This is a genomic window from Streptomyces sp. NPDC088400, from assembly GCF_044753355.1.
Taxonomy (GTDB): domain Bacteria; phylum Actinomycetota; class Actinomycetes; order Streptomycetales; family Streptomycetaceae; genus Streptomyces.
Genome location: NZ_JBIVMZ010000001.1, coordinates 663,262 through 689,397, shown reverse-complemented (window position 1 = coordinate 689,397; position 26,136 = coordinate 663,262). Strand labels below are relative to the sequence as shown.

The 26,136-nt window shown below is 71.0% G+C and carries 28 protein-coding genes; 8 read left to right on the top strand and 20 right to left on the bottom strand.

Annotation, left to right across the window (positions count from 1 at the left end; genetic code table 11):
* Window positions 1-110 precede the first annotated feature (110 nt).
* The 5 genes from ACIQD6_RS03155 to sigE all read right to left on the bottom strand — a co-directional run bounded on the left by ACIQD6_RS03155 (window position 111) and on the right by sigE (window position 5,190).
* Window positions 111-776, bottom strand: coding sequence for a hypothetical protein (locus tag ACIQD6_RS03155; protein ID WP_401877409.1), 666 nt, complete (start codon window positions 774-776; stop codon window positions 111-113).
* 117 nt (window positions 777-893) lie between these two features.
* Window positions 894-1,361 carry a sec-independent translocase gene (locus tag ACIQD6_RS03150; protein WP_401877408.1) on the bottom strand — a complete coding sequence of 156 codons (468 nt, stop codon included), beginning with the start codon at window positions 1,359-1,361 and terminating at the stop codon, window positions 894-896.
* Between the two features lie 153 nt (window positions 1,362-1,514).
* Entirely contained in the window at window positions 1,515-3,446 is a 1,932-nt protein-coding gene (locus tag ACIQD6_RS03145) for a trypsin-like peptidase domain-containing protein (RefSeq protein WP_401877406.1), read from the bottom strand.
* A gap of 101 nt (window positions 3,447-3,547) precedes the next feature.
* Window positions 3,548-4,435, bottom strand: a complete 888-nt coding sequence (locus ACIQD6_RS03140; RefSeq protein WP_401877405.1) for a zf-HC2 domain-containing protein — start codon at window positions 4,433-4,435, stop codon at window positions 3,548-3,550.
* On the bottom strand, window positions 4,432-5,190 hold the full coding sequence (gene sigE, locus ACIQD6_RS03135; RefSeq protein ID WP_401877404.1) for an RNA polymerase sigma factor SigE: 759 nt from the start codon (window positions 5,188-5,190) through the stop codon (window positions 4,432-4,434). The genes ACIQD6_RS03140 and sigE overlap by 4 nt, the downstream gene beginning before the upstream one ends.
* A gap of 172 nt (window positions 5,191-5,362) precedes the next feature.
* Here sigE and ACIQD6_RS03130 point away from each other — a divergent pair, with 172 nt between their 5' ends.
* The gene (locus tag ACIQD6_RS03130) at window positions 5,363-5,998 is read left to right on the top strand and encodes an O-methyltransferase (protein WP_401878097.1); all 636 of its coding nucleotides are present in this window, start codon (window positions 5,363-5,365) and stop codon (window positions 5,996-5,998) included.
* Between the two features lie 229 nt (window positions 5,999-6,227).
* On the opposite strand, the gene ACIQD6_RS03125 is transcribed toward ACIQD6_RS03130, so the two are convergent.
* A complete protein-coding gene (locus ACIQD6_RS03125; RefSeq protein ID WP_003966491.1) occupies window positions 6,228-6,395 on the bottom strand; it encodes a DUF3117 domain-containing protein in 168 nt (55 codons plus the stop codon).
* Window positions 6,396-6,707: 312 nt separating this feature from the next.
* Here ACIQD6_RS03125 and ACIQD6_RS03120 point away from each other — a divergent pair, with 312 nt between their 5' ends.
* The gene (locus ACIQD6_RS03120) at window positions 6,708-7,511 is read left to right on the top strand and encodes an enoyl-CoA hydratase/isomerase family protein (protein ID WP_401877402.1); all 804 of its coding nucleotides are present in this window, start codon (window positions 6,708-6,710) and stop codon (window positions 7,509-7,511) included.
* A gap of 110 nt (window positions 7,512-7,621) precedes the next feature.
* On the opposite strand, the gene ACIQD6_RS03115 is transcribed toward ACIQD6_RS03120, so the two are convergent.
* Window positions 7,622-8,233, bottom strand: a complete 612-nt coding sequence (locus ACIQD6_RS03115) for a DNA-3-methyladenine glycosylase I (RefSeq protein ID WP_401877401.1) — start codon at window positions 8,231-8,233, stop codon at window positions 7,622-7,624.
* On the bottom strand, window positions 8,230-8,583 hold the full coding sequence (locus ACIQD6_RS03110; RefSeq protein ID WP_401877400.1) for a DivIVA domain-containing protein: 354 nt from the start codon (window positions 8,581-8,583) through the stop codon (window positions 8,230-8,232). Before ACIQD6_RS03110 ends, ACIQD6_RS03115 begins: the two co-directional genes overlap by 4 nt.
* Window positions 8,584-8,705: 122 nt before the next feature.
* On the opposite strand from ACIQD6_RS03110, the gene folP reads away from it, so the two are divergent.
* Window positions 8,706-9,578, top strand: a complete 873-nt coding sequence (folP, locus tag ACIQD6_RS03105) for a dihydropteroate synthase (RefSeq protein ID WP_401877399.1) — start codon at window positions 8,706-8,708, stop codon at window positions 9,576-9,578.
* 267 nt (window positions 9,579-9,845) lie between these two features.
* Here folP and ACIQD6_RS03100 read toward each other — a convergent pair whose 3' ends face one another.
* Complete coding sequence (locus ACIQD6_RS03100) at window positions 9,846-10,601, bottom strand: TIGR00730 family Rossman fold protein (RefSeq protein ID WP_401877398.1); 756 nt, start codon at window positions 10,599-10,601, stop codon at window positions 9,846-9,848.
* Window positions 10,602-10,692: 91 nt separating this feature from the next.
* Window positions 10,693-11,772: a succinyl-diaminopimelate desuccinylase gene (gene dapE / locus ACIQD6_RS03095; protein WP_401877397.1), complete on the bottom strand. Its 1,080-nt coding sequence runs from the start codon at window positions 11,770-11,772 to the stop codon at window positions 10,693-10,695.
* 218 nt (window positions 11,773-11,990) lie between these two features.
* Between dapE and ACIQD6_RS03090 the strand changes: the two genes are divergently transcribed.
* Both ACIQD6_RS03090 and ACIQD6_RS03085 read left to right on the top strand, forming a co-directional pair.
* Window positions 11,991-13,055: a hypothetical protein gene (locus tag ACIQD6_RS03090; protein ID WP_401877395.1), complete on the top strand. Its 1,065-nt coding sequence runs from the start codon at window positions 11,991-11,993 to the stop codon at window positions 13,053-13,055.
* Window positions 13,056-13,342: 287 nt separating this feature from the next.
* Complete coding sequence (locus tag ACIQD6_RS03085) at window positions 13,343-13,762, top strand: ATP-binding protein (protein ID WP_401877393.1); 420 nt, start codon at window positions 13,343-13,345, stop codon at window positions 13,760-13,762.
* Between the two features lie 87 nt (window positions 13,763-13,849).
* On the opposite strand, the gene ACIQD6_RS03080 is transcribed toward ACIQD6_RS03085, so the two are convergent.
* A complete protein-coding gene (locus ACIQD6_RS03080; RefSeq protein ID WP_401877392.1) occupies window positions 13,850-14,944 on the bottom strand; it encodes a bifunctional succinyldiaminopimelate transaminase/glutamate-prephenate aminotransferase in 1,095 nt (364 codons plus the stop codon).
* Window positions 14,945-15,063: 119 nt separating this feature from the next.
* The gene (gene fdxA / locus ACIQD6_RS03075; RefSeq protein WP_003985062.1) at window positions 15,064-15,384 is read right to left on the bottom strand and encodes a ferredoxin; all 321 of its coding nucleotides are present in this window, start codon (window positions 15,382-15,384) and stop codon (window positions 15,064-15,066) included.
* Between the two features lie 140 nt (window positions 15,385-15,524).
* Here fdxA and ACIQD6_RS03070 point away from each other — a divergent pair, with 140 nt between their 5' ends.
* Together ACIQD6_RS03070 and ACIQD6_RS03065 are read left to right on the top strand one after the other, a co-directional pair.
* The gene (locus tag ACIQD6_RS03070; RefSeq protein WP_401877390.1) at window positions 15,525-16,631 is read left to right on the top strand and encodes a GNAT family N-acetyltransferase; all 1,107 of its coding nucleotides are present in this window, start codon (window positions 15,525-15,527) and stop codon (window positions 16,629-16,631) included.
* A 17-nt stretch (window positions 16,632-16,648) separates the two neighbouring features.
* Complete coding sequence (locus ACIQD6_RS03065; RefSeq protein WP_401877388.1) at window positions 16,649-17,578, top strand: tetratricopeptide repeat protein; 930 nt, start codon at window positions 16,649-16,651, stop codon at window positions 17,576-17,578.
* A 320-nt stretch (window positions 17,579-17,898) separates the two neighbouring features.
* Here the strand turns inward: ACIQD6_RS03065 and ACIQD6_RS03060 are convergent, their stop codons facing one another.
* The 7 genes from ACIQD6_RS03060 to mshB form a co-directional block, all read right to left on the bottom strand.
* Window positions 17,899-18,513: a response regulator gene (locus tag ACIQD6_RS03060; RefSeq protein ID WP_401877386.1), complete on the bottom strand. Its 615-nt coding sequence runs from the start codon at window positions 18,511-18,513 to the stop codon at window positions 17,899-17,901.
* Complete coding sequence (locus ACIQD6_RS03055) at window positions 18,510-19,652, bottom strand: sensor histidine kinase (RefSeq protein ID WP_401878094.1); 1,143 nt, start codon at window positions 19,650-19,652, stop codon at window positions 18,510-18,512. The genes ACIQD6_RS03060 and ACIQD6_RS03055 overlap by 4 nt, the downstream gene beginning before the upstream one ends.
* A gap of 86 nt (window positions 19,653-19,738) precedes the next feature.
* The gene (locus ACIQD6_RS03050) at window positions 19,739-20,476 is read right to left on the bottom strand and encodes an ABC transporter permease (protein ID WP_401877384.1); all 738 of its coding nucleotides are present in this window, start codon (window positions 20,474-20,476) and stop codon (window positions 19,739-19,741) included.
* Complete coding sequence (locus ACIQD6_RS03045) at window positions 20,473-21,420, bottom strand: ABC transporter ATP-binding protein (protein WP_401877383.1); 948 nt, start codon at window positions 21,418-21,420, stop codon at window positions 20,473-20,475. Before ACIQD6_RS03045 ends, ACIQD6_RS03050 begins: the two co-directional genes overlap by 4 nt.
* A 220-nt stretch (window positions 21,421-21,640) precedes the next feature.
* The gene (locus ACIQD6_RS03040; RefSeq protein WP_401877381.1) at window positions 21,641-23,872 is read right to left on the bottom strand and encodes a hypothetical protein; all 2,232 of its coding nucleotides are present in this window, start codon (window positions 23,870-23,872) and stop codon (window positions 21,641-21,643) included.
* 234 nt (window positions 23,873-24,106) lie between these two features.
* Window positions 24,107-24,517 (bottom strand): DUF6113 family protein, encoded by a 411-nt coding sequence (locus tag ACIQD6_RS03035; protein WP_401877380.1) that lies wholly within the window; start codon window positions 24,515-24,517, stop codon window positions 24,107-24,109.
* Complete coding sequence (gene mshB / locus ACIQD6_RS03030; protein ID WP_401877378.1) at window positions 24,514-25,482, bottom strand: N-acetyl-1-D-myo-inositol-2-amino-2-deoxy-alpha-D-glucopyranoside deacetylase; 969 nt, start codon at window positions 25,480-25,482, stop codon at window positions 24,514-24,516. Before mshB ends, ACIQD6_RS03035 begins: the two co-directional genes overlap by 4 nt.
* Before the next feature lie 62 nt (window positions 25,483-25,544).
* On the opposite strand from mshB, the gene ACIQD6_RS03025 reads away from it, so the two are divergent.
* Entirely contained in the window at window positions 25,545-25,742 is a 198-nt protein-coding gene (locus ACIQD6_RS03025) for a hypothetical protein (RefSeq protein ID WP_401877377.1), read from the top strand.
* A 58-nt stretch (window positions 25,743-25,800) separates the two neighbouring features.
* On the opposite strand, the gene ACIQD6_RS03020 is transcribed toward ACIQD6_RS03025, so the two are convergent.
* Window positions 25,801-25,995: a hypothetical protein gene (locus ACIQD6_RS03020; protein ID WP_329829152.1), complete on the bottom strand. Its 195-nt coding sequence runs from the start codon at window positions 25,993-25,995 to the stop codon at window positions 25,801-25,803.
* Between the last annotated feature and the right edge of the window lie 141 nt (window positions 25,996-26,136).

Below are 26,136 nucleotides of genomic sequence, written 5' to 3'. Positions count from 1 at the left end.
CAGGACCACAGGTAAGGGGCGGCCGCCATTGCGGTCGCCCCTTACCCATGCGCGCGGCGTGTACCTGCGGGCGCACGATGTGCCGCGATGTGCCGCCCTCGCGGGCCCGCCTACGCGCCGTACGACCTGATGTCGGCGATCACCGAGAAGCCGAGCCCGTACGCGCTCATCCCCCGCCCGTACGCGCCCAGATGGACCCCGCCCTCCGGCGAACCGGCCAGCACCCAGCCGAACTCCGACTCGCGGTAGTGGAAGGGTGTCGACACTCCGTCGACCGGCAGCGAGAGCGACGACCAGGCGGCCCCGTCGAGATCGTCGGCCAGCTCGAACGCGGCTTCGGTCTGCTGCTTCAGCCAGTCGTCGCGCAGGGTGTGGTCCAGCTGCACCGGCCAGGTGGAGGACAGCAGCCCCGCCCCGGCCAGCCAGGCCGCCGAGGCGGCCGTGGTGGCGTCCAGCTGCCCCCTGCCGTCATTGGTGGTGCGTTCGGGGCTGGTGGCCACCGTGACGACCACAGCGAAGCGTTCCTTCTCCACGCTGGCCGCGTCCGGTCTTATCGACGGCTCCTCGCCGTGGCCCGTCGCGCCGTGCCGCACGGTGCCGTCGGCGGTGGCGCCGACCTGCATCAGCCAGCGGGGCCCGGTGAAGGCCTCGTCCAGTCCGTACCAGGGGAAAGATGCGCGCAGATAGTCGGCGGCCGTACGGCGGCCCGTGGTCAAGCCCTCGGCGGTGGATGAGCTGGCGGCGCTCCGCGCCCCTGCCTGACTCGTCGTCTCCATCTGGCCCGCGCCTCCTCGATCTCGTACGTCCGCAGCGGCCCGCCCTCGACGGGCGCCTCACTGCCGGACAGATGGAGGATAGCCACCCGGTGCCCGACTCGTAGGGATAGGCGGTGCTCAGGTGGCGTCTGCGTCGAAAGGCGGCCGGACTGGCTGATCCGGCGTGTCGCGCTTCTTGAGCAGATCGGGAGTCCCGGTGGAACCGCTCGCGGAGGCCACCGGAGCCGCCGGTGTGTCCGACGCGGCGGAGTCGGACTCCCGGCCGTTCACCGCGTCCGTGACGTCGGAGATCTCCTTACGGAGGTCGAAGCTGCTGCGGATCTCCTTCAGCCCGTACTCGTCGTCGCCGTCCATCAGCTGCTTACGGACGAACGCCTTGGGGTTGAGGTCCTCGAACTCGAAGTCCTTGAACTCGGGGCCCAGCTCGGAGCGGATGTCTTCCTTGGCGCTCTCGGAGAACTCGCGGATCTTGCGGATGAAGCGCGAGGCGTCCTGGATGACCTTGGGCAGCTTCTCCGGACCGAAGACAAGAATGGCAAGGATCACGATCGTGACCAGTTCGAGGCCACCGACGTCATTGAACACCTTGCTGCTCCTTCGGTTCTCCGTGCCCACAGACGGGGTCGAGGTGGTCGGACGGGGTCGAGGTCGTCGTCGTCCTGGCCTGAGATGGGTCAAGGGTCCGGGCCGCCCCACGGTACCCGCCCGACCTGTACGGGCGGTACCTCCGGGTGACCTTCAGGTGCCGGACGCCGAGCCCAGGGCCAGCGTGACGGGCCGTTCCTTGCCGCCGCGGACCACGGTCAGCTTCAGCCGGTCGCCCGGCCGGTGGGCACGGATCTTGACGATCAGCTCCTCGCCGCTGTGCACCCGCTGGCCGTTCACCTCGGTGATGACGTCCCCGGGCTTGATTCCGGCCTTGGCCCCGGGACCGCCGGTGGTCACGGCGGGACCGCCGTCGGCGGCCTTGGCGCCGACCCGGGCGCCGTCCCCCGCGTAGTCCATGTCGAGGCTGACGCCGATCACGGGGTGAGTGGCCTTGCCCGTGTTGATCAGCTCCTCGGCGACGCGCTTGCCCTGGTTGATGGGTATCGCGAAGCCGAGACCGATGGATCCGGACTGGCCGCCGTCGAGGCCGGAGCCGCTGTCCGCCGCGCGGATCGCGCTGTTGATGCCGATGACGCGGGCGCGGGCGTCCACCAGCGGACCGCCGGAATTGCCGGGGTTTATCGGGGCGTCGGTCTGGAGCGCGTCCACATAGCTGATGTCGCTTCCGTCGCCCTTCTCACCCCCGGCGGTGATGGGGCGCTCCTTGGCACTGATGATCCCGGAGGTCACCGTGTTGGACAGGTCGAAGGGGGCGCCGATGGCCACCACCGGGTCGCCGACCCGGACGGCGTCCGAATTGCCCAGCGGCAGCGGCTTCAGCCCGGAGACCCCGGTCACCTTGACGACGGCCAGGTCGTAGCCGCTGTCGTTGCCCACGAGCTTCGCCTTGGCGGTCTCGCCGCCGCTGAACGTGACGGATATCTCTCCGGCGGACGACGCGGGCGAGACGACGTGGTTGTTCGTGAGGATGTGGCCCTGCCGGTCGAGGACGAAGCCCGTGCCGGTGCCCTGCTCGCCGTTGCCGCTGACATGCAGGGTGACGACGCTGGGCAGGGCGCTGGCGGCGATGCCCGCGACGCTGTCGGGGGCCCGGCCACCGGACTCCCCGCTCGACTGCGGGAGTTCGACGCTGGTGAAGCCCCCGTTGCGTTCGACGTACGCGCCGGCCGCGCCGCCCACGACACAGGCTGCGAACGCGAGGAGCAGCGCGGCCGCGAGCCCGGCGCGCCGCCGCTTCGGGCGCGGCTCGCCGTACTGGGTCAGCGGCTGCTGTCCGGGCACGGAGGCGGGGCTGCTCCAGGGGTCGTACTGGAGCCACTGCGACGTCTGGACCTGGGGGTGGGCCGCGGGCGGGGAGTGGGGATGGACCGCGGGCGAGGGCTGAGGCTGGGGATGGCTCCCCGGCTGCGGCTGCTGAAAGCCCCGCGGAGGGGGCTGCGCGGCGTCCTGGGGCTGCTGCGGGGCGGGATGAGCCGGCGGGAGGGTTCCGCCCTCGTGGGCGCCGTGCGGCGCGGCGTACGGCGGCGGGACGGGCGGCAGTTGAGTGCCGTGCGCCGGGGTCGGGCGCTGTACGGGTGGTGCGAGCGCCCAGGGTCCCGGACCGCCGTAAGGAGGTGTGCTGTATTCGTCGGGCTCGTGCAGCGGCTGCCGGCGCCCCCGCCGAGGTACGGCGGCCTCGCCGACGGGGCTCGTCACCTCACCGACAGGGGTGGGCGCCGCACCGGAAGCGGGCGGAGCCGCGCCGGGAGAGGCCGAAGGCGAATCTGCGGGCAGGGGGACCGAATCGACGGGAACGGGAGCCGGATGGGCGGAGATCCACCCCTCGTCGGCGGTCACCGGAGCCGGCCCGGACCGCGTCGGCACCTGATCGGCGGGCGTCGGCACGTCGACCGCCGCGTCAACCACTGCGTCGGCTGACACGTCATCAGTGCGCGGGAGTGACTCCGTCGTCGCCTCGCCGTCGCGGGCGGGCGACACCTCGGGCTCCTGCGGTACCGCGCGTCCCGCCGGGGGACGGCTCCACCACTTCGCCTTGGGTCCGGTGGGCTTCCCGTCGTCCATGTTCTCCCCGCAACTGCCGCTCCGCGCCCGGCCAGGGGCGCCCCTGCAGGGGATTCAACCAGGTTTACGAATGACCGCGCAGGGACCTGGGGCCACACCGGTCAGCGCCGGGTGGAAACCGGCACGGAAGGCAGTGTCGGGGCGGCGAGCTGGGTGGGGCGGGGGGTGGTCGTGGGACCGACCCCGGAAGCCGCGTCGATCTGGAGGACCGGGCCGGGGGGCTGGATCAACGGCCCCGGCGACGAGCCACCGGGCAGGACCCCCGTCGAGAACGCGCGCTCGGAGAGCGTCTGCGCCTGGAACATCCCGGGGGGAGCGGCGGCGACCGGACGGTCGGCGGACTGCGACTGCTTTCCGCTGCCGCCTCCAGCGCCCTGACGGCGGTTGGATTCGCTGCCCACGGAGACCGGGACCGTGGTGCCGGGGGCCCGCATGGGGGTCACGTTGTTACCCACACCGCGCGGCAGGGTGTCGGCGGCCGTGCCGAGCGGCATCGTCCCGCCGAGGGCCATCGCGGCGAACGACACCGCGCTGGCTGCCGCGAAGGCGAAGCGCCGTCCACGCCACGGCGACCGCTCGGCCTCCTGGCGCCCGACCTCATGGATCCGGAAACCGGAGTCGCCGGGGAGCGTGGCCGCGTGGGCACCGGCGGGCACATAGCCGAAACCGTCCGTGCGCATGCCGAAGACGCCCTCACCGAAGCGTCCCCCGGCGAAGAGTCCTTTTCCGTCGTCGTCGTCATCTCCGGGCAGTCCGCCGGGAAGCGCCTGGAGTCTGGCGAGCAGTCCCGCGGAGGGGGCCGGCGGAGCGCTCTGCGCGAAGACGCTCTTCAGCCGACGCTGGGCGTCGGCCTCCGTTTTGCACTGACCGCAGGTCGCCAGATGGGCCAGCACACGCTCGCGCGCGTCATGGTCCAGCTCCCCGTCCACCAGCGCGGCGAGTCGGTCCCCCAGATGATGCTCGGCGGGGGTCGAACTTGTGCCACTCACGCCGCTCCGCCCTCCCCCGCCACGCTCACAAAGGCGCGCTGCTCGGCCCGAGCCTCGGGGGAACGGTGCGAGAGGGCCTTGCGCAGATGCGAGCGGCCACGGTGGATCCGGCTGCGTACGGTGCCGAGCTTCACGCCGAGCGTGGCCGCGATCTCCTCGTAACTGAGCCCCTCGATGTCACAGAGCACCACCGCGGCACGGAACTCGGGCGCGAGCGTGTCCAGCGCCTGCTGGACGTCCGCGTCGAAGTGCGTGTCGTGGAAGACCTGTTGGGGCGACGGCTCACGGCTGGGCAGCCGCTCGGCCGCGTCGTCACCGAGCGCGTCGAAGCGGATCCGCTGCTTGCGCCGGACCATGTCGAGGAACAGATTGGTGGTGATGCGGTGCAGCCAGCCCTCGAAGGTGCCGGGGGTGTAGGTCGACAGCGAGCGGAAAACTCTGACGAAGACTTCCTGGGTCAGGTCCTCGGCGTCGTGCTGGTTGCCCGTAAGGCGGTAGGCGAGGCGGTAGACACGTCCGCTGTGCGTGCTGACGATCTCCTCCCAGCTGGGGGGAGTCCACGCCTGCGATTCCGCATCCGATGCGAAGGTCGCGGTAACTGCGGAGTCGTTGGAGCGAGGCCGGTCAGCAATGTTGGTCACGGATTTCGGCTCGCCGACTGAACTGAGAAAGCGCTTGAGCACTCCTCCCCGATCCACAGGCGCAGCCGCACCTCCCCTATCGGCTCTGGTGGTGTCCAGTGGAGCCCCTACCATAGCCACTCCGCCCGTTAGCTCCGGATAAGAATCTTTACGCGGATTTGGGTCCGGTCCCCGGCCTCGATCCACGCGTTCCCCGCCCTCTCATAACGCCTGGTCCCATCTGCGGGTTCCCGGGCACAGCGGATACAGTCACCGTTGCGCCGACAACGGGGACAAGGAGAGGGTCATTACCGCCAACCGGCCGACGAGCTGGGCATTCGCCGACGCCTTTGTCGCCGAGGACGAAGCACTGCACTGGGCCCGGGACCGGGCCCGGGAGACAGGGCTCCGTTCGGTGTCACCAGGCACCGGCGCTGCGCTGCGTCTGCTCGCGGCCACGCTGGACGCGAAGGCGGTGGCCGAGATCGGCACGGGGACCGGTGTTTCGGGGACGTATCTGCTCCTGGGCATGCGCCCGGACGGCGTCCTGACCACGGTCGACACCGAGCCCGAGCGCCAGCAGTTCGCGCGGCAGGCCTTCCGCGCCGCCGGCTTCGCCGGCAATCGCGCCCGCTTCATCCCCGGCCGCGCCCTGGACGTACTGCCGCGCCTCGCGGACGGCGGGTACGACCTCGTCTTCTGCGACGGCGACCGTCTTGAGTGCCTCGACTATCTCGCTGAATCGTTGCGTCTGCTCAGACCCGGCGGCCTCGTCTGCTTCGAGGGCGTGTTCGCCGACGGCAGGACCGTGGACTCGGCGGCCCAGCCCGCGGAGGTGCTGCGCCTGCGGGAGCTGCTGCGGGCCGTACGGGAGAGCCAGGAGCTGCTGCCGTCTCTGCTGCCGGTGGGCGACGGCCTGCTCTGCGCGGTACGCCGCGGCTGAACCGACACGACCTCGTGCTCGTGCTCGTGCTCGTGCTCGTGCTCGTGCTCGTGCTCGTGCTCGTGCTCGTACAACCCTCGTACAACCCGGGCCGCACGCGGCTTCGAGTCCGTACCCCCCAGGACATCAGGACAAAGCGCTGCCCCGGTACGGACTCTCGTCGGTACCGGGGCAGCTACGGTGGTGCCGGTCCGGGGGTGACCCACCCCGAAGACTGTGAGCGTTCCGCTCAGCCGACGACCTTCTTCAGCGCGTCGCCGAGTGCGTCCGCCTCGTCCGGAGTCAGCTCGACGACAAGCCGACCGCCGCCTTCGAGCGGAACGCGCATGACGATGCCCCGCCCCTCCTTGGTCACCTCGAGCGGGCCGTCGCCCGTTCGCGGCTTCATGGCCGCCATGCTCGTTCCCCTTCCTGAAACCAGCTCATCGCAGCCGGCGGCCCCATGACAGGCGCTGTGTCACCGGCATCGAACACATTGCTTCAGCCCATTATCCCGCATGGCGGGACCCGATGACCAACATCGGACGGCATCGCTTGGGCAACGCGCTCTCGCAAAACCACGCAATTCGGCGATCCGCCTGCGATACTTCGCCACCCCGCGCGCCACCGGGACCCGACTTTCTTAGACGCAGGTCACATGACCGCCGGTATGGATCTCCGCCATGCTGGGCCCGGACAGGACCGTCCGAGCCGCAAAGGGGACCCGATCATGGCCGACACCGTGCTGTACGAGGTGAGTGACGGACTCGCAACGATCACGATCAACCGGCCCGAGGCCATGAACGCGATGAACATCGCGACGAAGGTCGCCCTCCGGGACGCGCTGCTCTCGGCAGCCGCCGACACCGCTGTACGGAGCGTCCTGCTGACCGCCTCCGGCGACCGCGCGTTCTGTGTGGGCCAGGACCTCAAGGAGCACGTGGCCCTGCTCGAAGCGGACCGTGAGGCGGGTACCGGCGAGACGATGAGCACGGTGCGCGAGCACTACAACCCGATCCTGCGGGCGATCACCGAGATGCCCAAGCCGGTGGTCGCGGGCGTCAACGGGGTCGCGGCGGGCGCCGGCCTCGGTTTCGCCCTCGCCTCGGACTACCGGATCGTCTCGGACACCGCCACGTTCAACACGTCCTTCGCGGGGGTGGCACTGACCGCCGACTCCGGCGTCTCGTGGACACTGCCCCGCCTGATCGGCCGCGCCCGTGCCACGGACCTGCTGCTGTTCCCCCGGTCGGTCCGGGCCGCCGAGGCGTACGAATGGGGTCTGGTGAACCGCCTGGTGCCGTCGGCCGACCTGGCGTCCGAGGCCGCCGCCGTGGCCCGCGCGCTGGCCGAGGGCCCGACGCTCGCGTACGCGGCGATCAAGGAGTCCTTGGCCTACGGGGCGGGGCACTCGCTGGCGGAGACGCTGGACAAGGAGGACGAACTCCAGTCGAGGGCGGGGGCGTCGGAGGACCACGGGATCGCGGTGCGGGCGTTCCTGTCCAAGGAGAAGCCGACGTACGTGGGCGGGTGACCCGGTAGGCGTGGTCCGCCGCGCGGGGGTACGGGGGACGGAGGTACGGGCGACGGGATACGGGGTGCCTCCTCGGCCCCCGGGCCGCGCCCCGTACCCGCCGTGCGGTGCTACGGCTCGCGTACCGCGCAGTCCGCCAAGTGGTCGTTCACCAGCCCGCACGCCTGCATCAGCGCATACGCCGTCGTCGGCCCCACGAACCGGATGCCACGCTTCTTCAGCGCCTTGGCCAGAGCCGTGGACTCGTCCGTCACCGCCGGGACGTCCGCCGTCGTCCTCGGCGCCGGGCGCTTCGCCGCGTCGGGCGCGTACGACCAGATCAGGCCGTCCAGCTCGCCCGCGGACCAGCCCGCGAGAACCCGCGCGTTGGCCATCGTCGCGTCGACCTTGGCGCGGTTGCGGATGATGCCCGGGTCGGCGAGCAGCCGCTCCCGGTCCGTGTCGGTGAACTCGGCCACGGAGGCGATCTTGAAGGAGTCGAAAGCGGCGCGGAAGGTCTCCCGGCGGCGCAGGATCGTGATCCAGGACAGCCCGGACTGGAATGCCTCCAGGGACAGCCGTTCGTACAGGGCGTCGTCGCCGTGGACCGGGCGGCCCCATTCGGAGTCGTGGTACGCGAGGTAGTCCTCGGTGGACAGGCCCCACGGGCAGCGGGGCCGCCCATCGGGGCCCGGCTCGGTGCCGCCGTCCGGCCCCGGCTGCTCGGTGCCGCCGTCGGTCATCGGCCCGCCTCCTCTCCCGGCTTCTTGAAGAGGTCGGGCGACGACACGGCGGTCGCCTGCGCCCCGGCCAGCGCCGACTCCAGCTCCGCGATCCGAGCGTCCCGCTCCGCGAGCTCCGCGCCGAGGCGGCCGAGCACATCGTCCACATCGGCCATCCGGTAGCCGCGCATACCGACCGGCAGCCGGAGGGCGTCGACATCGGCGCGGCCGACCGGACGGGTCGCGGGCAGGGGGTCCACCAGCTGTTCCGGGGTGGTCTCGGGCAGGAGCGCGCGATCGCCGCCGCCGACGACCGCGAGCGTGACCGCGGCGACGACCACGACCATCGCGATGAGCAAGAACAAGAACACGAGCTTCTCCCCTGGCAGGAAAACGTCCTGTCCCGATCGTGCCATGAGCCACTGACAGTTAAGACCGAGCGGTTCGGGACGGTTAAGGTCGCAGGCGTACGTACGCGAGGAGGACACAGGGGATGCGCAGCGGGACTCTGCGGCTGGGACGGCGGGAATTCGACACGCACGAGCCGGTGATCATGGCGATCGTCAACCGGACCCCGGACTCCTTCTACGACCAGGGCGCGACGTTCCGCGACGAACCGGCCCTCGATCGTGTCGAGCGAGCGGTGTCGGAAGGCGCCGCGATCATCGACATCGGCGGGGTGAAGGCGGGACCCGGCGACGAGGTGACGGCCGGGGAGGAGGCGCGCCGTACGGTCGGCTTCGTCGCCGAGGTGCGGCGGCGCTACCCGGACGTGGTGATCAGCGTCGACACCTGGCGGCACGAGGTCGGCGAGGCCGTCTGCGAGGCGGGCGCGGATCTCCTCAACGACGCGTGGGGCGGGGTGGATCCGGCGCTTGCCGAGGTCGCCGCCCGGTACGGCGCGGGGCTGGTCTGTACGCACGCGGGCGGCGCGGAGCCGAGGACCCGGCCGCACCGGGTCGCGTACGACGATGTGGTGGCGGACATCCTGGAGGTGACGCTGGGGCTGGCCGAGCGCGCCGTGGAACTGGGTGTCCGCAGGGACGGGATCATGATCGATCCCGGTCATGACTTCGGTAAGAACACCCGCCACTCGCTGGAGGCCACCCGCAGGCTGGACGAGATGGCGGAGACCGGCTGGCCGGTCCTGGTCTCGCTGTCCAACAAGGACTTCGTGGGCGAGACGCTCGACAAGCCGGTCAAGGAGCGCCTGCTCGGCACGCTGGCGACGACGGCGGTTTCGGCGTGGCTCGGGGCGCGGGTCTACCGCGTCCACGAGGTGGCGGAGACCAAGCAGATTCTGGACATGGTGGCGACGATCGCGGGCCACCGTCCCCCGGCGGTGGCCCGCCGGGGCCTGGCCTGAGCGGGCCGGCCTCGGCGGCCCTGTGGGCAGGCGGGCTGATGGGCTGGTCCTGTGGCCCAGGAGCCCGGTGTGCCCGAAGCGAAGGACCAGAGCCTGTCCGGCGCCCTAGGGTCTTTCGTTTGGATCAGGCCGGATCAGGGAGCGGGGTCTGGTGCCGTGGATCGCAAGGCGGAGGAGTGAGGCGACGCGGAGCGTCGTGGAGTGACGACAACGCGGCGAGGCGCGGTGCCAGGGCACGCGAGCCCGGCAAGATCCAAACGAGAGGCCCTAGCCGTCGTGGCCGGTCTCCTTCGTGACCAGCGCCACCGCCTCGTCCACGTCATCCGTGACGTGGAAGAGCAGCAGGTCCTTCTCGGACGCCTTGCCCTGCGCCACGACCGTGTTCCGCAGCCAGTCCACGAGGCCGCCCCAGTACTCCGTACCGAAGAGCACGATCGGGAATCGGGTCACCTTGCGGGTCTGGACCAGAGTGAGCGCCTCGAACAGCTCGTCCAGCGTGCCGAGGCCGCCCGGCAGGACCACGAAGCCCTGCGCGTACTTCACGAACATCGTCTTGCGGACGAAGAAATAGCGGAAGTTCACGCCGATGTCGACATGCGCGTTGAGCCCCTGCTCGAAGGGCAGCTCGATGCCGAGGCCCACGGAGACACCGTCCGCGGCCCGCGCGCCCTTGTTCGCCGCTTCCATCGCGCCGGGGCCACCGCCCGTGATCACCGCGAATCCGGCGTCGACCAGTGCCCCGCCGATACGGGTGGCCGCCTCGTACTCCGGTGAGCCCTGCGGGGTGCGTGCCGAGCCGAAGACGCTGATGGCGCTGGGGAGTTCGGCGAGGGCGCCGAAGCCCTCCACGAACTCCGACTGGATGCGCATGACCCGCCAGGGGTCGGTGTGCACCCACTCGGAGTCGCCTTCGGTGTCCAGCAGCCGCTGATCGGTCGTGCCGGGCTGAACCTGCTCACGACGGCGGATCACCGGGCCGAGCCGCTGTTCCTCAGGCCTTTGTTCTCCGTCAGGCATGCCCATGACCTGCTCCTTCCGCTGCTGTACGTCGTTCCCGGCAAGAGTAGGTCCCTGGAGGTGACAAACGGCGAAATTCCGGCAGTCCGTCCGCTGCTCACTTGGTGAGCCAGTCACGCAGCCGGTTCTCGCAGTGGTCGATCCGCTCGACGGCCACATGCTCGTCGCGCTTGTGGGCGAAGATCGGGTCACCGGGGCCGTAGTTCACCGCGGGCACCCCGAGCGCGCCAAAACGGGAGACGTCCGTCCAGCCGAACTTCGGCTTCGCGGTGCCGCCGACGGCGGCCATGAAGGCGGCAGCGGCGGGGTGCGAGAGGCCCGGCAGGGCCGCGCCCGAGTGGTCGTCCACGATGAACTCCGCGACGCCGCAGTCGGCGAAGACCTCCCGGACATGGGCGATGGCCTCGTCCTCGCCGATGTCCGGCGCGTAGCGGTAGTTGACGACGACCGTGCAGGCGTCGGGGATCACATTGGTGGCGACGCCGCCCTCGATGCCCACCGCGTTGAGGCCCTCGTGGTACTCCAGTCCGTCGATGACCGGCCGGCGCGGTTCGTACGTGGCGAGCCGCTCCAGGATCGGCGCCGCGGCGTGAATGGCGTTGGACCCCATCCAGCTGCGCGCGGAGTGCGCCCGCTCCCCCGTCGTACGGAGATGGACCCGCAGCGTGCCCTGGCAGCCGCCCTCGACCTCGCCGTCGGACGGTTCCAGCAGGATGGCGAAGTCACCTTCCAGCCAGTCCGGGTGCGCCTCGGCCACATGACCGAGACCGTTCAGGTCCGCGGCGACCTCTTCGTTGTCGTAGAAGACGAAGGTGAGGTCGCGGTTCGGCTCGGGGACCGTCGCCGCGATCCGCAGCTGTACGGCGACCCCGGACTTCATGTCGCTGGTGCCGCAGCCCCACAGCACCCCGTCGGCGTCCAGCCGCGAGGGCACGTTGCCGGCGATCGGGACGGTGTCGATGTGCCCGGCCATGATGACCCGCTCGCCGCGGCCCAGCCGAGTCCGCGCCACGACGTTGTTGCCGTGCCGGTCGACGGTGAGATGCGGCAGGCCGCGCAGCGCCTGCTCGATCGCGTCGGCGAGGGGCTTCTCGTCACCGCTGACCGAGGGGAAGTCGACGAGGCGAGCGGTGAGTGACGGGCCGTCCAGCGTGAGGTCAAGCGAGGTCTCAGACATGGTTCGACCCTAATGCCCCCTCCCGAGTGCTCGTCCCGAGCGCTCTCTCCGCTCCCCTGGGGGCTCCTCCGCTCGCCCCTGGGGGCTCCTCCGCTCCTCCCCGGATTGCCCCTTCGTTCACGGGCGGACACGGCCGCTCTCAGCACTCATGCACGTGCCTTGTACACATGTCCAGAACTCGGACTTGGGGGCTCCCCGACTCCAGTAGCGTGGCCCCCGTGCCCGAGATCGCCGCCCGCTCCCGCCACCGCCGCCTCCTGCGTATCGGGGTCGCCCTCGCCGTACTGCTGGCCGTGGCCGGGTACGTGGTGGTGCAGTACCTGACCGCTGTCGTGGGCACGCCACGGTGTGTGGTGAGCGCCGCGGACGCTCCGGGTGGTGACAGCCCGTCGTACGAGATGACCCCGGACCAGGCCGCGAACGCCGCGACGATCTCGGCGGTCGGCACGACCCGCGGGATGCCCGAACGCGCGATCACGATCGCGCTGGCGACCGCCCTTCAGGAGTCCGCGCTGCGCAACCTGAGCCATGGCGACCGGGATTCGCTCGGGCTCTTCCAGCAGCGCCCCTCGAAGGGGTGGGGCACCGCGGCGCAGATCAAGGATCCGGTCTACTCGGCCGGGGAGTTCTACGCCCATCTCGCCAAGGTTCCGGGGTATTCGCGACTGCCGCTCACGGAGGCGGCGCAGCGCGTGCAGCGCAGCGGTTTCCCGCAGGCGTACGCGAAGCACGAGCCGGACGCCACGCTGCTGGCGGCGGCGCTGACCGGCCGGTCGGCCGCCTCACTGACCTGTAACGCGCCCGGGGACAGCGACGCGCCCGGGGACCCGGCGAAGGTGCGGACGGCGCTGATCAGGGCGTTCGGGGTCAACGTACTGCCCGCGGAAGACCCTGCCGAGCGGGCGCGGCCCTCGGGCGGGACCGCCGTGGTGTCCGTGCCCGTACGGGCCGCCTCGGCTTCGGCTTCGGCACAGGCCGCGGATCCGGCATCGGGCGGCGGCGAGCGCCGCGACGCGGGCGGCGGCAACTCCGGCAACGGCGACTTGGGCAGCGGAGGCCCGGACAGCGGCGGCTCGGACAGCGGCAGCCCGGCCTCGCAGCGCGGCTGGGAAGTGGCCCAGTGGGCCGTGGCGCAGTCCACCGCCCTGCGCATCGACGAAGTCGCCTACGCGGGCCGGGTGTGGAGCGCGAAAGAGGCGCACCGGGGCTGGCGGACAGCCGACGGTTCGGCGGCCGACCGGAAATCCGCCTCGCAAGAAGTTCGAATTCGCACCGCGCGGTAGTACGACCGATCGCCCGGACGGACGAGCCCCGTCCCCCGCCGACGCCCTTTGTCCGGATGAATCAGCAGCACGCGCCCCATCGGCCGCATCCCCTGCGTGACCTGCGAAGTGACGATTCGTCACCCCTTCCCGAACACCATCCTTTGACCGTTTTTATCCGTACCCGATAATGCGACGCATTGCCAACTCTTTACCTTCGTCCACCGCAACCTTCACCGCCCTCCGAGGGGTTGTCACTGCGTCCGATCGACGGACACGCACTGTTCTCTCCCTCTCGAAGGAGCATCATGTCCCTCCCCCTGACCCGCCGGATCGCCCGTGCCGCGCTGCTCGTCGCGGCAGGCGCAGCACCCGTGGTCGGTGCGGCCGGCTCCGCGAGCGCGGCGGCACTGCCGCAGACCCCCGACCTGGGCGCGGTCACCTCCCTCGACGGCGCCTCCCTGGGCAACACCGTCGACAGCGGCGCGCAGACGGTGACCAAGGCCGCCGGCGACACCGGCGGCAAGGCCGTCAAGCAGGGCGTCCCCGCCGTGGGCAAGACCGTCGGCAAGACCGCCAAGACGGCGACCCCCGCCGTACAGAAGGTGGCCGGTGAGACCGCCGGCGGCGCCGGTGAGGCGCTGGGTGGCGCCGCCAAGTCCACCACGGGCGCCACGCCGACCGGTCTGCTCGGCGGGCTGCCGACGAAGGGCCTGTCGCTCGGCTGACCCGCCCACGGATCGGTTGTACGTGGAGGGGCCCGGGGAGTACGCGACTCCCCGGGCCCCTCCACGTACAGCTGCGAGCGGAAGGCGTCAGACCAGCCGCTTGACCGCCGCCTCGATCCGCTCGTCGGTCGCCGTCAGCGCCACCCGCACATGCCGCTCCCCCGCCGGGCCGTAGAAGTCACCGGGCGCGACCAGAATGCCCAGCTCGGCGAGGTGAGCGACGGTGTCCCAGCACGGCTCGTCGCGCGTCGACCACAGGTAGAGGCTCGCCTCGCTGTGGTCGATACGGAAACCGTGCGCCTCCAGCGCCGTGCGCAACGAGCGGCGGCGGGCCGCGTACCGCTCCCGCTGCTCCCGTACATGCGCGTCGTCCCCGAGCGCCGCGACCGTCGCCGCCTGCACCGGCGCGGGGGTCATCATCCCGCCGTGCTTACGGATCTGGAGCAGCTCACCCAGGACAGCCGCGTCGCCCGCCAGGAAGGCCGCGCGGTATCCGGCGAGGTTGGAGCGCTTGGACAACGAGTGGACGGCGACGAGGCCCTCGTACGTACCGCCGCAGACGTCCGGATGCAGCACGGACACCGGCTCGGCCTCCCAGCCGAGCTCCAGGTAGCACTCGTCGCTGAACACCAGCACGCCGTGCTCACGGGCCCAGGCCACGATCCGGACCAGCTCGTCCTCGGCCAGCACCTGTCCGGTCGGGTTGGACGGCGAATTGAGCCACAGGAGCTTCAGGCCCGCGGGGTCCAGATCCGTCGGGTCGTCGTACGCGACGGGCTCGGCGCCGCAGAGCCGCGCCCCCACCTCGTACGTCGGGTACGCGAGCCGCGGATACGCGACCCGGTCACCCGCGCCGAGACCCAGCTGCGTCGGCAGCCAGGCCACCAGCTCCTTGGAGCCGACCACCGGCAGCACGTTCGCGTGCGTCACCCCGCGCGCGCCGAGCCGTCGCTCCACCCAGCCGGTCAGCGCGTCACGCAGCGCGACCGTCCCCCACACCGTCGGATACCCGGGTGAATCCGCCGCCGCGACCAGAGCTCGCTGGATCAGGTCGGGGACCGGGTCGACGGGGGTACCGACGGACAGGTCCACGATCCCGTCCGGATGGGCCCCGGCCGTCGCTTTGTACGGCTCCAGCCTGTCCCAGGGAAAGACGGGAAGGCGCGAAGAGACTGGGGACACGGTGCTCACTCTTTCTCGTACTTTCTCGTACGGATTCCCGCCCGCACGACGGGGAGCCGCACGGACGAAACACCACGGTCCCGTACAGCACGAAGCCGTACGGGACCGGGGGCGCGCTGTCAGCCGTTCTGCGGCGGCAACGCGGCGATGAAGGGGTGGTCGCGCTCGATCAAGCCGAGCTTGGAAGCTCCACCGGGCGAGCCGAGTTCATCGAAGAACTCGACATTCGCCTTGTAGTAGTCCTTCCACTCCTCCGGGGTGTCGTCCTCGTAGAAGATCGCCTCGACCGGGCACACCGGCTCACAGGCTCCACAGTCGACGCATTCGTCCGGGTGGATGTACAAGGACCTGGAGCCCTCGTAGATGCAATCGACCGGGCACTCCTCGATGCACGCCTTGTCCTTGACGTCGACACAAGGCTGCGCGATGACGTAGGTCACGCTGTCGTTCCTCCTCGGTAGGGCGCGGCGGGCCGATCTGCGGCTCCGTCCACAGGCGCGCGGGAGCGCGGCGTCGTCGATGCCCACATCTAGTATCTCCGTTCTTGAGCGCGATCCGAACAGGAGGGGCGGACAGAGCTGTGGAATTCACTGCGGGCGGACGGCTTGAGGTCCGGATCACACCGTCTGACGTGGGCAAACGTGTATCAGTCAGACAGTTGACCGGCGGGGGCGCGGGAACGGAGAAGTTCACCGACACGGTAGGCGTTCTCACATCCTGGGACGACGGTGTGCTGGTCATCACACGCCGCACCGGGGAGAGCGTACATATCCCCGAGTCCGCGCTGGTGGCGGGCAAGGTCGTACCGGCCGCGCCCGCCCGGCGCCGGGGGCCCGCCGCGAGCTTCGAGGAACTGGCCACGGTCTGCGCCCGCGCCTGGCAGCCGGTGGAGAGCGAGCCGCTCGGCGGCTGGCTGCTGCGGGCGGCGGCGGAGCCTCCGGGCTCTGGCGGGGCGCAGGTTCCGGGCTCCGGCGGGGAGAGAGCAGGCTCCACGCGGACGGGCTTCACGCGGACGGGCTTCACGCGGCGGGCCAATTCCGTACTGCCCCTCGGCGACCCCGGCCTGGACCTGGACCAGGCGCTGGAGCGCGTACGCCGGTGGTACCAGGAGCGGGGGCTGCCCGCGTACATCCAGGCCGCGACCGGCGCGGAGGGCACCCAGGAGCACCTGTGCGCGGAGCTGGAGCGGCGCGGCTGGCGCTCCGAGGTGACGGCGGAACTACGGATCGGCGCGCTCGCGCCGCTCGGGGACCTCGACGCGGACATCTCCCGGGTGCGGCTCGACCGCACCTGTGACGACGCCTGGCTGCGGCGGTACCAGCGGTCCGGTACGCCGGGGCCCCATGTGCTCCACGTACTGAACAGCGGCCCTTCTGTGTGGTTCGCCACCGTGCCCGGGGTGCCGGGCCTGTCGGGTGTGACCGGCGAAGGTGACGTCCCGGCGGCGATCGGCCGGTGTGTGGTCGACGGACGCTGGGCCGGGTTCATGGCGGTGGAGGTCGACCCCGCGCACCGGCGCCAGGGGCTGGCCACGGCCGTGATGACCGCGCTCGCCCGCCGCGCACTGGAGGAAGGCGCGTCCGCCGCCTGGCTCCAGGTCGAGACGGACAACGACGGGGCGCGTGCGCTGTACGACGGCATGGGCTTCGCCGTCCACCACCGGTACCACCACTTCCGATCTCCCTGAACGGGTACGAGGCGCATATGCAACCGGAACCCACCGACCACCGCCGGCGATTCGCCGAGGAGGCCCGCGCGGAACGGCCGGACCTCGCGACGCTCTGCCTGCTCGTGGCCGCGGAGGCCGACCCTGCCTCGGGCGACTCCGGTCTCGACGCGGCCCAGGCCGAACTGGACCGGCTGGCCGGGCTCCTGCCCTTCGGCATCACGGGCCCGGCGGCCTGGGCGGCGGCGGTCGCGGACCTGCTGGGCACCCGCTGCGGCTTCCACGGCTCCGCCGCCGACTACCAGCGGCTGGAGTCCTCACTGCTGCCCGCGGTGCTGCGGCGCAGACGCGGACTGCCCATCCTGCTCTCGGTCGTCTGGATCGAGGTCGCCCGGCGCGCGGGGGCGCCGGTGTACGGCGTGGCGCTGCCGGGCCACTTCGTGGTCGGCTTCGGTGTGGGGGCCGGTGGGGGGTCAGGAACCGGTGGGGGTTCGGGGGCGGAATCCGGCGGGGGGTCGGGAACCGTTGCGGGGTCGGGTGCGGGAACCGGTGCGGGATCCGGTGAACGGGTCCTGGTCGACCCCTTCGCCGGCGGTCGCCTCCTGACAGGCGCGGACGCGGAACTGCTCGTGAGCGGCACTACGGGCGCGAACCTGGAACCCGCGATGCTCGCACCCGCCGACCCGCTCGACACCGTCCTGCGCGTCCTGAACAACATCCGCGCGTGGGCCGAGACCCGGCCGGAGCGCAGCGATGTGGCGCTGTGGGCGGTCGAGTTGTCGCTGCTGCTGCCGTCACATCCGGCGAGGCTGCGGTACGAGCGGGCCGAACTGCTCGTGCGGCGCGGGGAGTTCCTGCACGGGGCGACGGAGCTGGAGGAGTACGCGGAGGTGGTGGAGGCGGTCGATCCGTCGATGGCGGAAGCGGTACGGAGGCGGGCTCGGGCGGCTCGGGCTCGGCTGAACTGACCGCGTGCGGTGCGCCGTCCGGCGGGGGTACGGGTGCGGTGCGGGTTGTGGTCGGTGCGGGGGCCGGTGGCTCCGGAGGCGCATGTCCGGACTGCATGATTTACGGCGTGTGCGGCTTCGTTTTCGGGTGCGGGTTGTCGTACGCCACAAATCACGCTTTACGTCCGGACACGTCACCTCCTGCGCCCCGTCCCCCTCCCGCCGGTCGCCTGTCCGCGGGCCGGCTCTTGGTTCTGTACGGCCGCCCCTGGTGAGGTTGGGGTGGGGTGGGGCGCCGCCCCCAGTCCGGTGGGGGCGAGTGGGGGCTGATGTCGCGGGGGCTACAGCCAGCCCTTCTCCCGTGCCATCAGGACCGCCTCCGCCCGATTTCGGGCCGTCAGTTTCTGGATCGCCGTCGACAGGTAGTTGCGGACTGTGCCCTGGGACAGGTGCAGCGCACTGGCCAGTTCCGCGTTGGTCGAGCCGTCCGCCGCCGCACGCAGGATCTCGCGTTCCCGGTCGGTCAGCGGGTTGGCGCCGTTGGCGAGCGCGGCTGCCGCCAGTATCGGGTCGATGACGCGTTCGCCGTCGAGTACCTTCCGTACCGCCTCGGCCAGTTGGGCCGCCGGGGCGTCCTTGACCAGGAAGGCGTCCGCGCCCGATTCCATCGCGCGGCGGAGATAGCCGGGCCGGCCGAAGGTGGTGAGCACGACCACCTTGACGTCGGGCAGGGCGTCGCGCAGTTCGGCAGCTGCTTCGATGCCCGTCATTCCCGGCATCTCGATGTCGAGAAGGGCCACGTCCACGTCGTGGGCGCGTGCGGCGGCCAGGACCTCGTCCCCCCGGGCGACCTGGGCGACGACCTCGATGTCCGGTTCGAGACCGAGCAGCGCCGCCAGGGCTTCCCTGACCATCGACTGGTCCTCGGCGAGGAGGAGCTTGATCATGCGGCTCATGAACCGGATCCTAGGCCCTGCTCCGCACCACCCTGGGCGCCCAGGGGTGCCCTGACCGTGACGGCGAAGCCGCTGCGGGATCTGCCGGTCTCCAGGGTGCCGCCGACGGTGGCGAGACGTTCGGCCAGGCCGGTCAGGCCGTTGCCGTACGGAACACCGTTCGCGCCGTTCGCGCCGGTCGCGCCGGAGCCGTCGTCCTCGACGGTGAGTTCGAGCACCGGCCCCTCCAGGGTCTGGCGCGGGGTGAGCGCGACGACGCAGCGCCGGGCGCCGCTGTGCCGTACGACGTTGGTGGTCGCCTCCCGCAGCGACCAGGCGAGCGCCGCCTCGCTCTCCTCGGTCAGCTCCCCGCTGGGGAGCCCGTCCGGGACGTCCGCCGGTACCTCGGCGATGATGCCGGCCACCGCGAGTGCCGTACGCGCCCCGGCCAGTTCGCCCGGCAGCGTGGGTCTGCGGTAGCCCGTGACGGCTTCCCGTACGTCCGTGAGCGCCTGGCGGCTGACCCGTTCGATGTCGGCCACCTGCTCGGCCGCCCGGTCGGGCTGCCCGGGGAGCATGCGTCCGGCCAGTTCGCTCTTGAGGGTGATCAGGGACAGGGAGTGGCCGAGAAGGTCGTGCAGGTCGCGGGCGAGACGCAGCCGCTCCTCGTTGGCGGCGAGTTCGGCGACCGTGGCCCGTGCCTCGCGCAACTCGACCGTCGTACGGACCAGTTGCCGTACGCCCGACATGGCGAACCCGCCGACCAGGGCGGGGATCACCAGGGCGGTGAGGAAGTCCCCCGCGTCCTCCTTGTGCAGGCCGGCCAGGAACATCGCGCCGGTGACAGCGAGGATCGCCGGGCGAGCCGCCGATGGCGGCAGTGCCGCCCCGCAGGCCACCGAGACGTAGACGAAGAGCACCAGCCACGGGGTGCCCATGGTCAGGGTGAGCGCGACCGCCGCGGCGAACATGAGCAGCACCGTGGCGTGGACCGTACGCCGGGCCACCCGCTTGGTGTGCCGGAAGATCACGATCAGATAGGCGGCCACGAAGACGAGGAGTCCGAGCGCGCCGAGCGCGGCCGCCCATGCCGTGTGCCGGCCGTCGAGGGTGTCGCTCACCGGAGCGCCCATGAAGGCCAGCCAGATACCGACCCACATCAGCTTGAAGAGGATGTGGCGGCGGTTGTCCGGTGTCTGCCCCAGGGAGGTGGGTGTCTGCCCCAGCGAGGTGAAGGTCGTGTCGCTCACGCCTTCAGTGTGTCCTTCCGGTACAGCCATGCGGCACCGCCCGCGAAGATCAGGAAGTAACCGAAGAGGATGGCCACGTCCTTCAGGTGCGGTGCTCCGCCCAGTTCGACGGCCTGGCCGAGGCCCGCGTAGGCGTGGGTGGGCAGCCATTCCGAGATGTTCTGGAGCCACTGCGGGTACGCGGTGGTGGGCAGCCACAGCCCGCCGAGGATGGAGAGACCGAAGTACGTGATCATCGTGACCGGCCGGACCGCGTCGCCGGACACGAGGTAGCCGAGTGCCACACCGAGCGCGGCGAAGCACAGGCTGCCGGCCCAGATCACGCCGGTGAGCGCGAGCCACTGCCAGGTCTCCAGACGTACGCCCTTGGAGGCGCCGGCGACGAGGAAGACGATGACGATCGACGGCAGCGTGACCACGGCCGCGCTCGCGATCTTGGCCAGTACGTAGCCGCGTCCGGGCAGTGCGGTGAGCCGCAGCTGGCGGACCCAGCCCTTCTCGCGCTCCTTGGCGATCTTCTCGCTGTTGCCCATGAGTACGGCGGTGAGCGCCCCGAAGGAGGCCATCGCGACCATGTAGAAGGCGCCGAGGCTCAGGTCCGTACCGGGAACCCTGCCGTTGTCCTGGGGCCCGGCGATCACCAGGAAGAGCACCGACGGGTAGATCACCGAGAAGAACATGAACTTCTTGTTCCGCAGGGTGCGGGTGATTTCGAGCCTGATCAGGGTGTTCACGCTGTCCTGGCCTCCTCGGCCTCGGTGATGGCGACGAAGGCCTGCTCCAGGCCGAGTCCGGCGACTTCGAGATTGCGCGGGTAGAGGCCGAGTCCGTAGAGCGCGTGCACGGTCGCGTCGGCGTTGTACGACTGCATACGGACGGTGGTGCCGGAGACGGTCATGGAACTCAGGAACGGCAGCCCGCGCAGAGCCGTCTCGTCGGCCTGGGCGCCGTCCCGGCCGGAGTCGGGACCGAAGTCCAGGTCGAAGGAGATACGGCGCGCTCCGGCCCTGGCCTTGATCTCGGCGGCGGTGCCGTCGGCCAGCAGCCGTCCCCGGTGCAGGACCAGGACCCGGTCCGCGATCGCGTCGGCCTCTTCGAGGTAGTGGGTGGCGAACAGGACCGTACGGCCCTGCCGCGACTGTTCGCGCATGGTGGCCCAGAACGCCTGCCGGGCGGTGACGTCCATGCCGGTGGTCGGTTCGTCGAGGACGATCAGGTCGCTGGCTCCGGCCGTGGCGAGCGCGAAGCGGACACGCTGCTCCTGGCCGCCGGAGAGCTTGTCGACCTTACGGTCCGCGATCTGGGTGATCCCGGCCATGGCGAGGACCTCGGCGACGGGGTGCGGCTTCGGGTGCAGCGCGCAGGCGAGTGCGACCAGCTCGCGGACCTTGACCTCCTCCATCAGCCCGCCGCTCTGGAGCATCGCGCCGACGCGGCCGGCGGCTATGGCCTCCTGTGGGGTCGTACCGAAGACGGTGACGCTGCCGGAGTCCGCGTTCCTGAGACCCAGCAGCAGATCGAGGGTGGAGGACTTGCCGGCGCCGTTGGGGCCGAGGAGCGCCACGGTCTCGCCGGGGTGGAGGGCCAGCGAGAGACCGTCCACGGCGTGGACGTCTCCGTAGGTCTTGTGCACATTCTCGAAGCTCACCACGGTGGTGGTGGGGGCTGTCGTCGTCATGTGTCCAGCGTGCCCGGGAGCCGTTCGCGGCGGCAGTGTCGCGGGTCGTGGGCCCGGGATGACATCCGTCATGCCGGGGATATGACGGAGCCGCCGGGGAGATGACGGCGCCGCCTGGGACATGACGGCGCCGCTCGGGTCATGACGAGTTTCCGGGAGACATGACGGAGCCCCCGCCCGGATGTGGTGCTGTCCGTGGGCGGGGGCTACGGTCGCTCGGCTAACTCGGGTCGAGGCTGATCTCCTGGGTGCGCTCTTCCGGGGTCTTACCGCGCAGCGCCGTCTGCATGGCCTGCGCCACATCGGCGGAGGAGATGGGGTACTGCTTGCCGTTGCCCCTGGTGACCGTGATGCCGTCGAAGACGCCGTCCAGCAGCTGGTCGATGGCGTTCCGGTTGTAGACCTCGACGAGCTTCCCGTCCACGGGCTTCATGGAGAGGATCTTGGGCAACGACTTCGCGGGCCCGAACTGGATCTGCTTGGCCCCGGCCTTGATCGTGACCAGGTCGGACATCGCGGGCTTGGCGAAATCGTTCATCGCCCGGTCCAGCTCCGCCTGGCTTATCGTCGGCTCGCGGGTGACGGCGGGCAGTTCGATGTTCTTCGTCTTCCCCGTCTGGACCTGGGCGCGGTAGGCGTCCCGTACGGAGATGATCGAGTGGTTGACGTCCAGCGCCTTGCCCGATTTTCCGGGTACGGCGACGGCCCGGCCCGGTTCGAACTTGATCGTGCCTTCGGAGGCCGAGCCCGAGGTGCCCGCCAGGTCGGTCAGCGCGGCGGCCAGCTTCTCCTCGTCCACGGGGATCACCGGCTCGGCGACCCGCGGGCCGCCGAAGAGCGAACCGATCACGGAGACGGGGTTGTAGTCACTACCGGCCGCGCCACGGACGGTCGCCTGGCTGTCCAGGCTGAGTCCGGCCTTGTCCGGGGCGAGTGTCTGCGTCTTGCCGTCGACGGCGAGCCGCAGCGGCACGTCGGCGCGCTTGCCGAGGGTGGAGTCGAGCTTGATGACGGCCGCGTCCCGGGTGCCACCGCCGATGTCGACGCCGAGGACGGTGGTGCCCTTGGGTACGTCGGAGTGGTTCATGAGCAGGCCGGCGCCGTAGACGCCACCGGCGATCACGAAGAGGGCGACGCCCAGAAGCATCAGCTTCGAACGGCCCTTCTTGGCGGGCGCGGACGGCGTGGAAGGCTTCGTACCGGCGGGAGGCGTGGGCCGGGACGGCGGGGCGCCCTGGCCGGAGCCGACGGGTCCGGGGAAGTCCGGTGCCGAGAAGTCGTCGTCCGGTCCCGGTCCGCCGGGCCGGGACAGCGGATCGGCCATCGGTCCCGATCCGGGGAAGGACGTGCGCTGTTCCGCCGGCACCACGGGGATTCCGCTGGTCAGCGTGTCACCGGAGACATGGCCGCCGCGGCCCGGCTCGGGCGCGGGCTGCTGCGGGGTCAGTACGGCGGTGTCGTCGGACAGCCGGGGGACACCGCTCTGGCCGGCCGCTGACGGCGAGTCCGTGGCACCGGAGGTGCTCAGGGACCCGGGCGGGGTGCCCAGGGGCGAGCCGCCGTAGACCGGTCCCGTGGTCGGACCGCCGGGGCCGGACGCACCGGGGGTACGCATGCCGAGCGGCGGGGTGGTGGGGCCGGACGGGAAGCGGTGCGACCCGGTGGTGGAACTGTCCGCTCCGGGACCGGCTCCGGGACCGCCTCCGGGACCGGACGGGAAGCGGTGCGACCCGGTGGTGGAACTGTCCGCCCCCGGACCGGCCGCGAGGTCGCTGAGCGAGCCACCACCGGTGGGCGACTGCGAACCCGGTCCCTGCGACCCCGGTCCCTGCGAACCAGATCCCTGCGAACCCGGCCCGTCGGAGCGGCCCGAGTAGTACGGCGATTCGGAGCGTCGGTCACCCGGGGCGGCCGGGGGCGGCGTGACGGCGCCCGAGACGGCGGCCGCTCCCGCGCCCATGCCGGCGCTCATGCCCGAACTCGTACCGGCACCCGGGGCCGTACCGGCACCCGAGCCCGACGGTGACGACTTGCGTGGCGCGAACCAGTCGCTCGTGGGCTTGTCCGCGGGCGGCTTCTCCTCCGCGGCCTCGGCCTGCCGGGCGTCGGTGACGTCCGGCCCGGCGTCGGGGCGGGGAATGCTCGCCGTACGTTCGGCCGAATGGGTGTCCCGGATCTCACCGGTTTCCACATCGCTCATCGGCGTCCGCATCACGACAGGCGGGATCGGCCGCGAGCCCGGGATGTTGATCCGGATACGCGTGGTCAGCGTGGTCTCGGTTCTGGGCTCGTCCGGCCGCGGGTCGGGCTCGGTTCCGGTCTCCTCCGGAGCGTCCTGCTGGGGATGCAGCGACGGATACTGGCGTGATCCGTACGGCGGTGTTCCCGAGGGGTACGCGGCTCCGCCGCGCCCCTGGGGCCCGGAGGACGAACTGTCAGTTTCACGACTCAAAGCAGGCTCTCCCGGTTGGCTCCGCCGCCCGTTCTTACGTGTACTCGTACTCGGCTGTTCAGTTCCCCTGCGCCGGAGGCGAGGGGAAGGCCCGGAGCGCGCACCACCATACTGGCCTCCGCCGACAGTCGTCCGACGCCCGTGGGCAGCGACAGGCCCGCAAGCCGTCCGGACAGGGTCGATACCTTGTCAATTCAGCAGCAGCCGGGCGCTTCAGCGGCAGTCGGGCAGGCCTCACTTCTCAAGTCGGCCGGACCGCCCACCCGGTTGCGGCAATCGCGACATGGTGGCACACATCACAGCCACCACCATGCCGCCCAACAGGTAGACCAGCGGCCCGATACCCGCCGAGAACGCCGCGTCACCCTCCGGGCGGCCCATACTCAGCAGGATGGCCGCGGCCAGCCAGCCGGCGGCGGGTGCGCCCACGCCGAACTGGGTACCGGTGGCGCGCAGACCTCCGTAGAAGAGGCAGCCCGTGGCGAGCAGCGCGAGCAGCAAACCGCCTGGGAACCAGGCGCCTTGGAGGAGCGAGCCCGCGACACCGACCAGGGCCCCGAGGACCGCCAGCGCGAGATACGCGCCGATTCGCCCGGGTCTGGGCGGGGTTGCGAGCCATCCGCCGGGCTGATGCTGCGCGCTCATGCGTTCGCTCCGGTATCCGCGCCCGCATCCGCGCCGGTGTCCACCCCGGCGAAGAGGTCGCTCTCACGTTCACCGGCGGGCGCTCCGGACACACCCTGTACCAGCTCGTAGTACTCGGCGGAGAAGATCGGCTGTCCCAGGTCGTTGGAGAGGGCGAAGAAGGGCCCGTCCACGGCGATTTGGGTGGCGTGTGCGCGCATCGCGGCCGCCTTCCGCGCGGAGTACGGCTCACCCTCGATCGCGGCCGTGATCTCCGCGTCGTCGACCACGCCCGGGATGTCGGCGATCTCGGCGACACCGGGGAAGCCGGCGTCGGCCTCGCGCAGCCGGGCGAAGCCCTCCTCGGCGACCGAGCGCGGCACGCGGTTCCAGTAGATCTTGCTGATGGCGTGCGGGGCTCCGCTGTACGGCGCTCCGGCATCCGGGGAGCCGGTGTGCGGGCCTCGCAAATTAGGCCGAAAATCGGCGTCGGCCGCGAGGGCGGCGGCGCGCATCGCGACCCGGTGGGCCTGGATGTGGTCGGGATGGCCGTAGCCGCCGTGCGGGTCGTACGTCACCAGCACCTGCGGACGCACCTCCCGGATCACCTCCACGAGGTGCGCGGCGGCCTCGTCCACGTCCGCGCTCCAGAAGGAGCCCTCCCGCCGGTTCTGCTCCAGGCCCATCATCCCGGAGTCCCGGAACCTGCCGGGGCCGCCGAGGAAGCGGTGGTCGGTGACGCCCAGTTCCTTCATCGCGGCGGTGAGTTCACCGATGCGGTGGGCGCCGAGGCGGTCGTCGCGATCGGCCGCCAAGTGAGCGAGGGCGGGCACGATGACCTCGCCCTCCTCACCAAGAGTGCAGGTCACCAGGGTGACCCGGGCGCCCTCGGCCGCGTACTTGGCCATGGTGGCGCCGTTGTTGATCGACTCGTCGTCGGGGTGCGCGTGCACCAGCAGCAGACGCCGGGCGGGTAGATCGGTCATGGGGACAGCCTACGAGGCGGCATGCCGAACCCCTCGACCAGTGGCCGGTCGCTGGTCGAGGGGTGCCGGTCTTCGACGGCCGAACGTCGGCCTTTGATCGTCTACTGATCGTCGACCGTCAGCCGCTGATCGTTGGCTATCGGCCACTGATCGCCGGTTGTCGGTCGCCGACCGTCTGCTGTCTGTTCGTCCGCTGTCCGTTCGGCCACTGTCTGTTCGGCCGCCGTCCGTTCGTCGGCCGCCTGATCATCGGCAGTTGATCGTCAGCGGGGGATCGGGGATGGGGAGTCGTCGGGGCGGCGGTCGTCGGGAACGGCGCTAGAACTTGATCCCACCGATCATTCCGGCCACGTTCGTGGTCAGTTCGCTGATGGTGGGGGCGATGGAGGAACTGGCCATGTAGAACCCGAGCAGCATGCAGACCACCGCGTGTCCGGCCTTCAGCCCGGATTTCCGGACCAGCAGGAAGACGATGATCGCCAGCAGCACCACCGCCGAAATCGAGAGTGCCACGGCGGTTCACCTCCATAAATATTCGATCGGAAAATCGCAGCGTGCATGTGCCGGCAGATACCTACCCACCTAGCGCTACGGATCATAACTATCCGTACGTACGCATCGATCGGTGCATGGCAGCACAGGGGGGCGCACGGG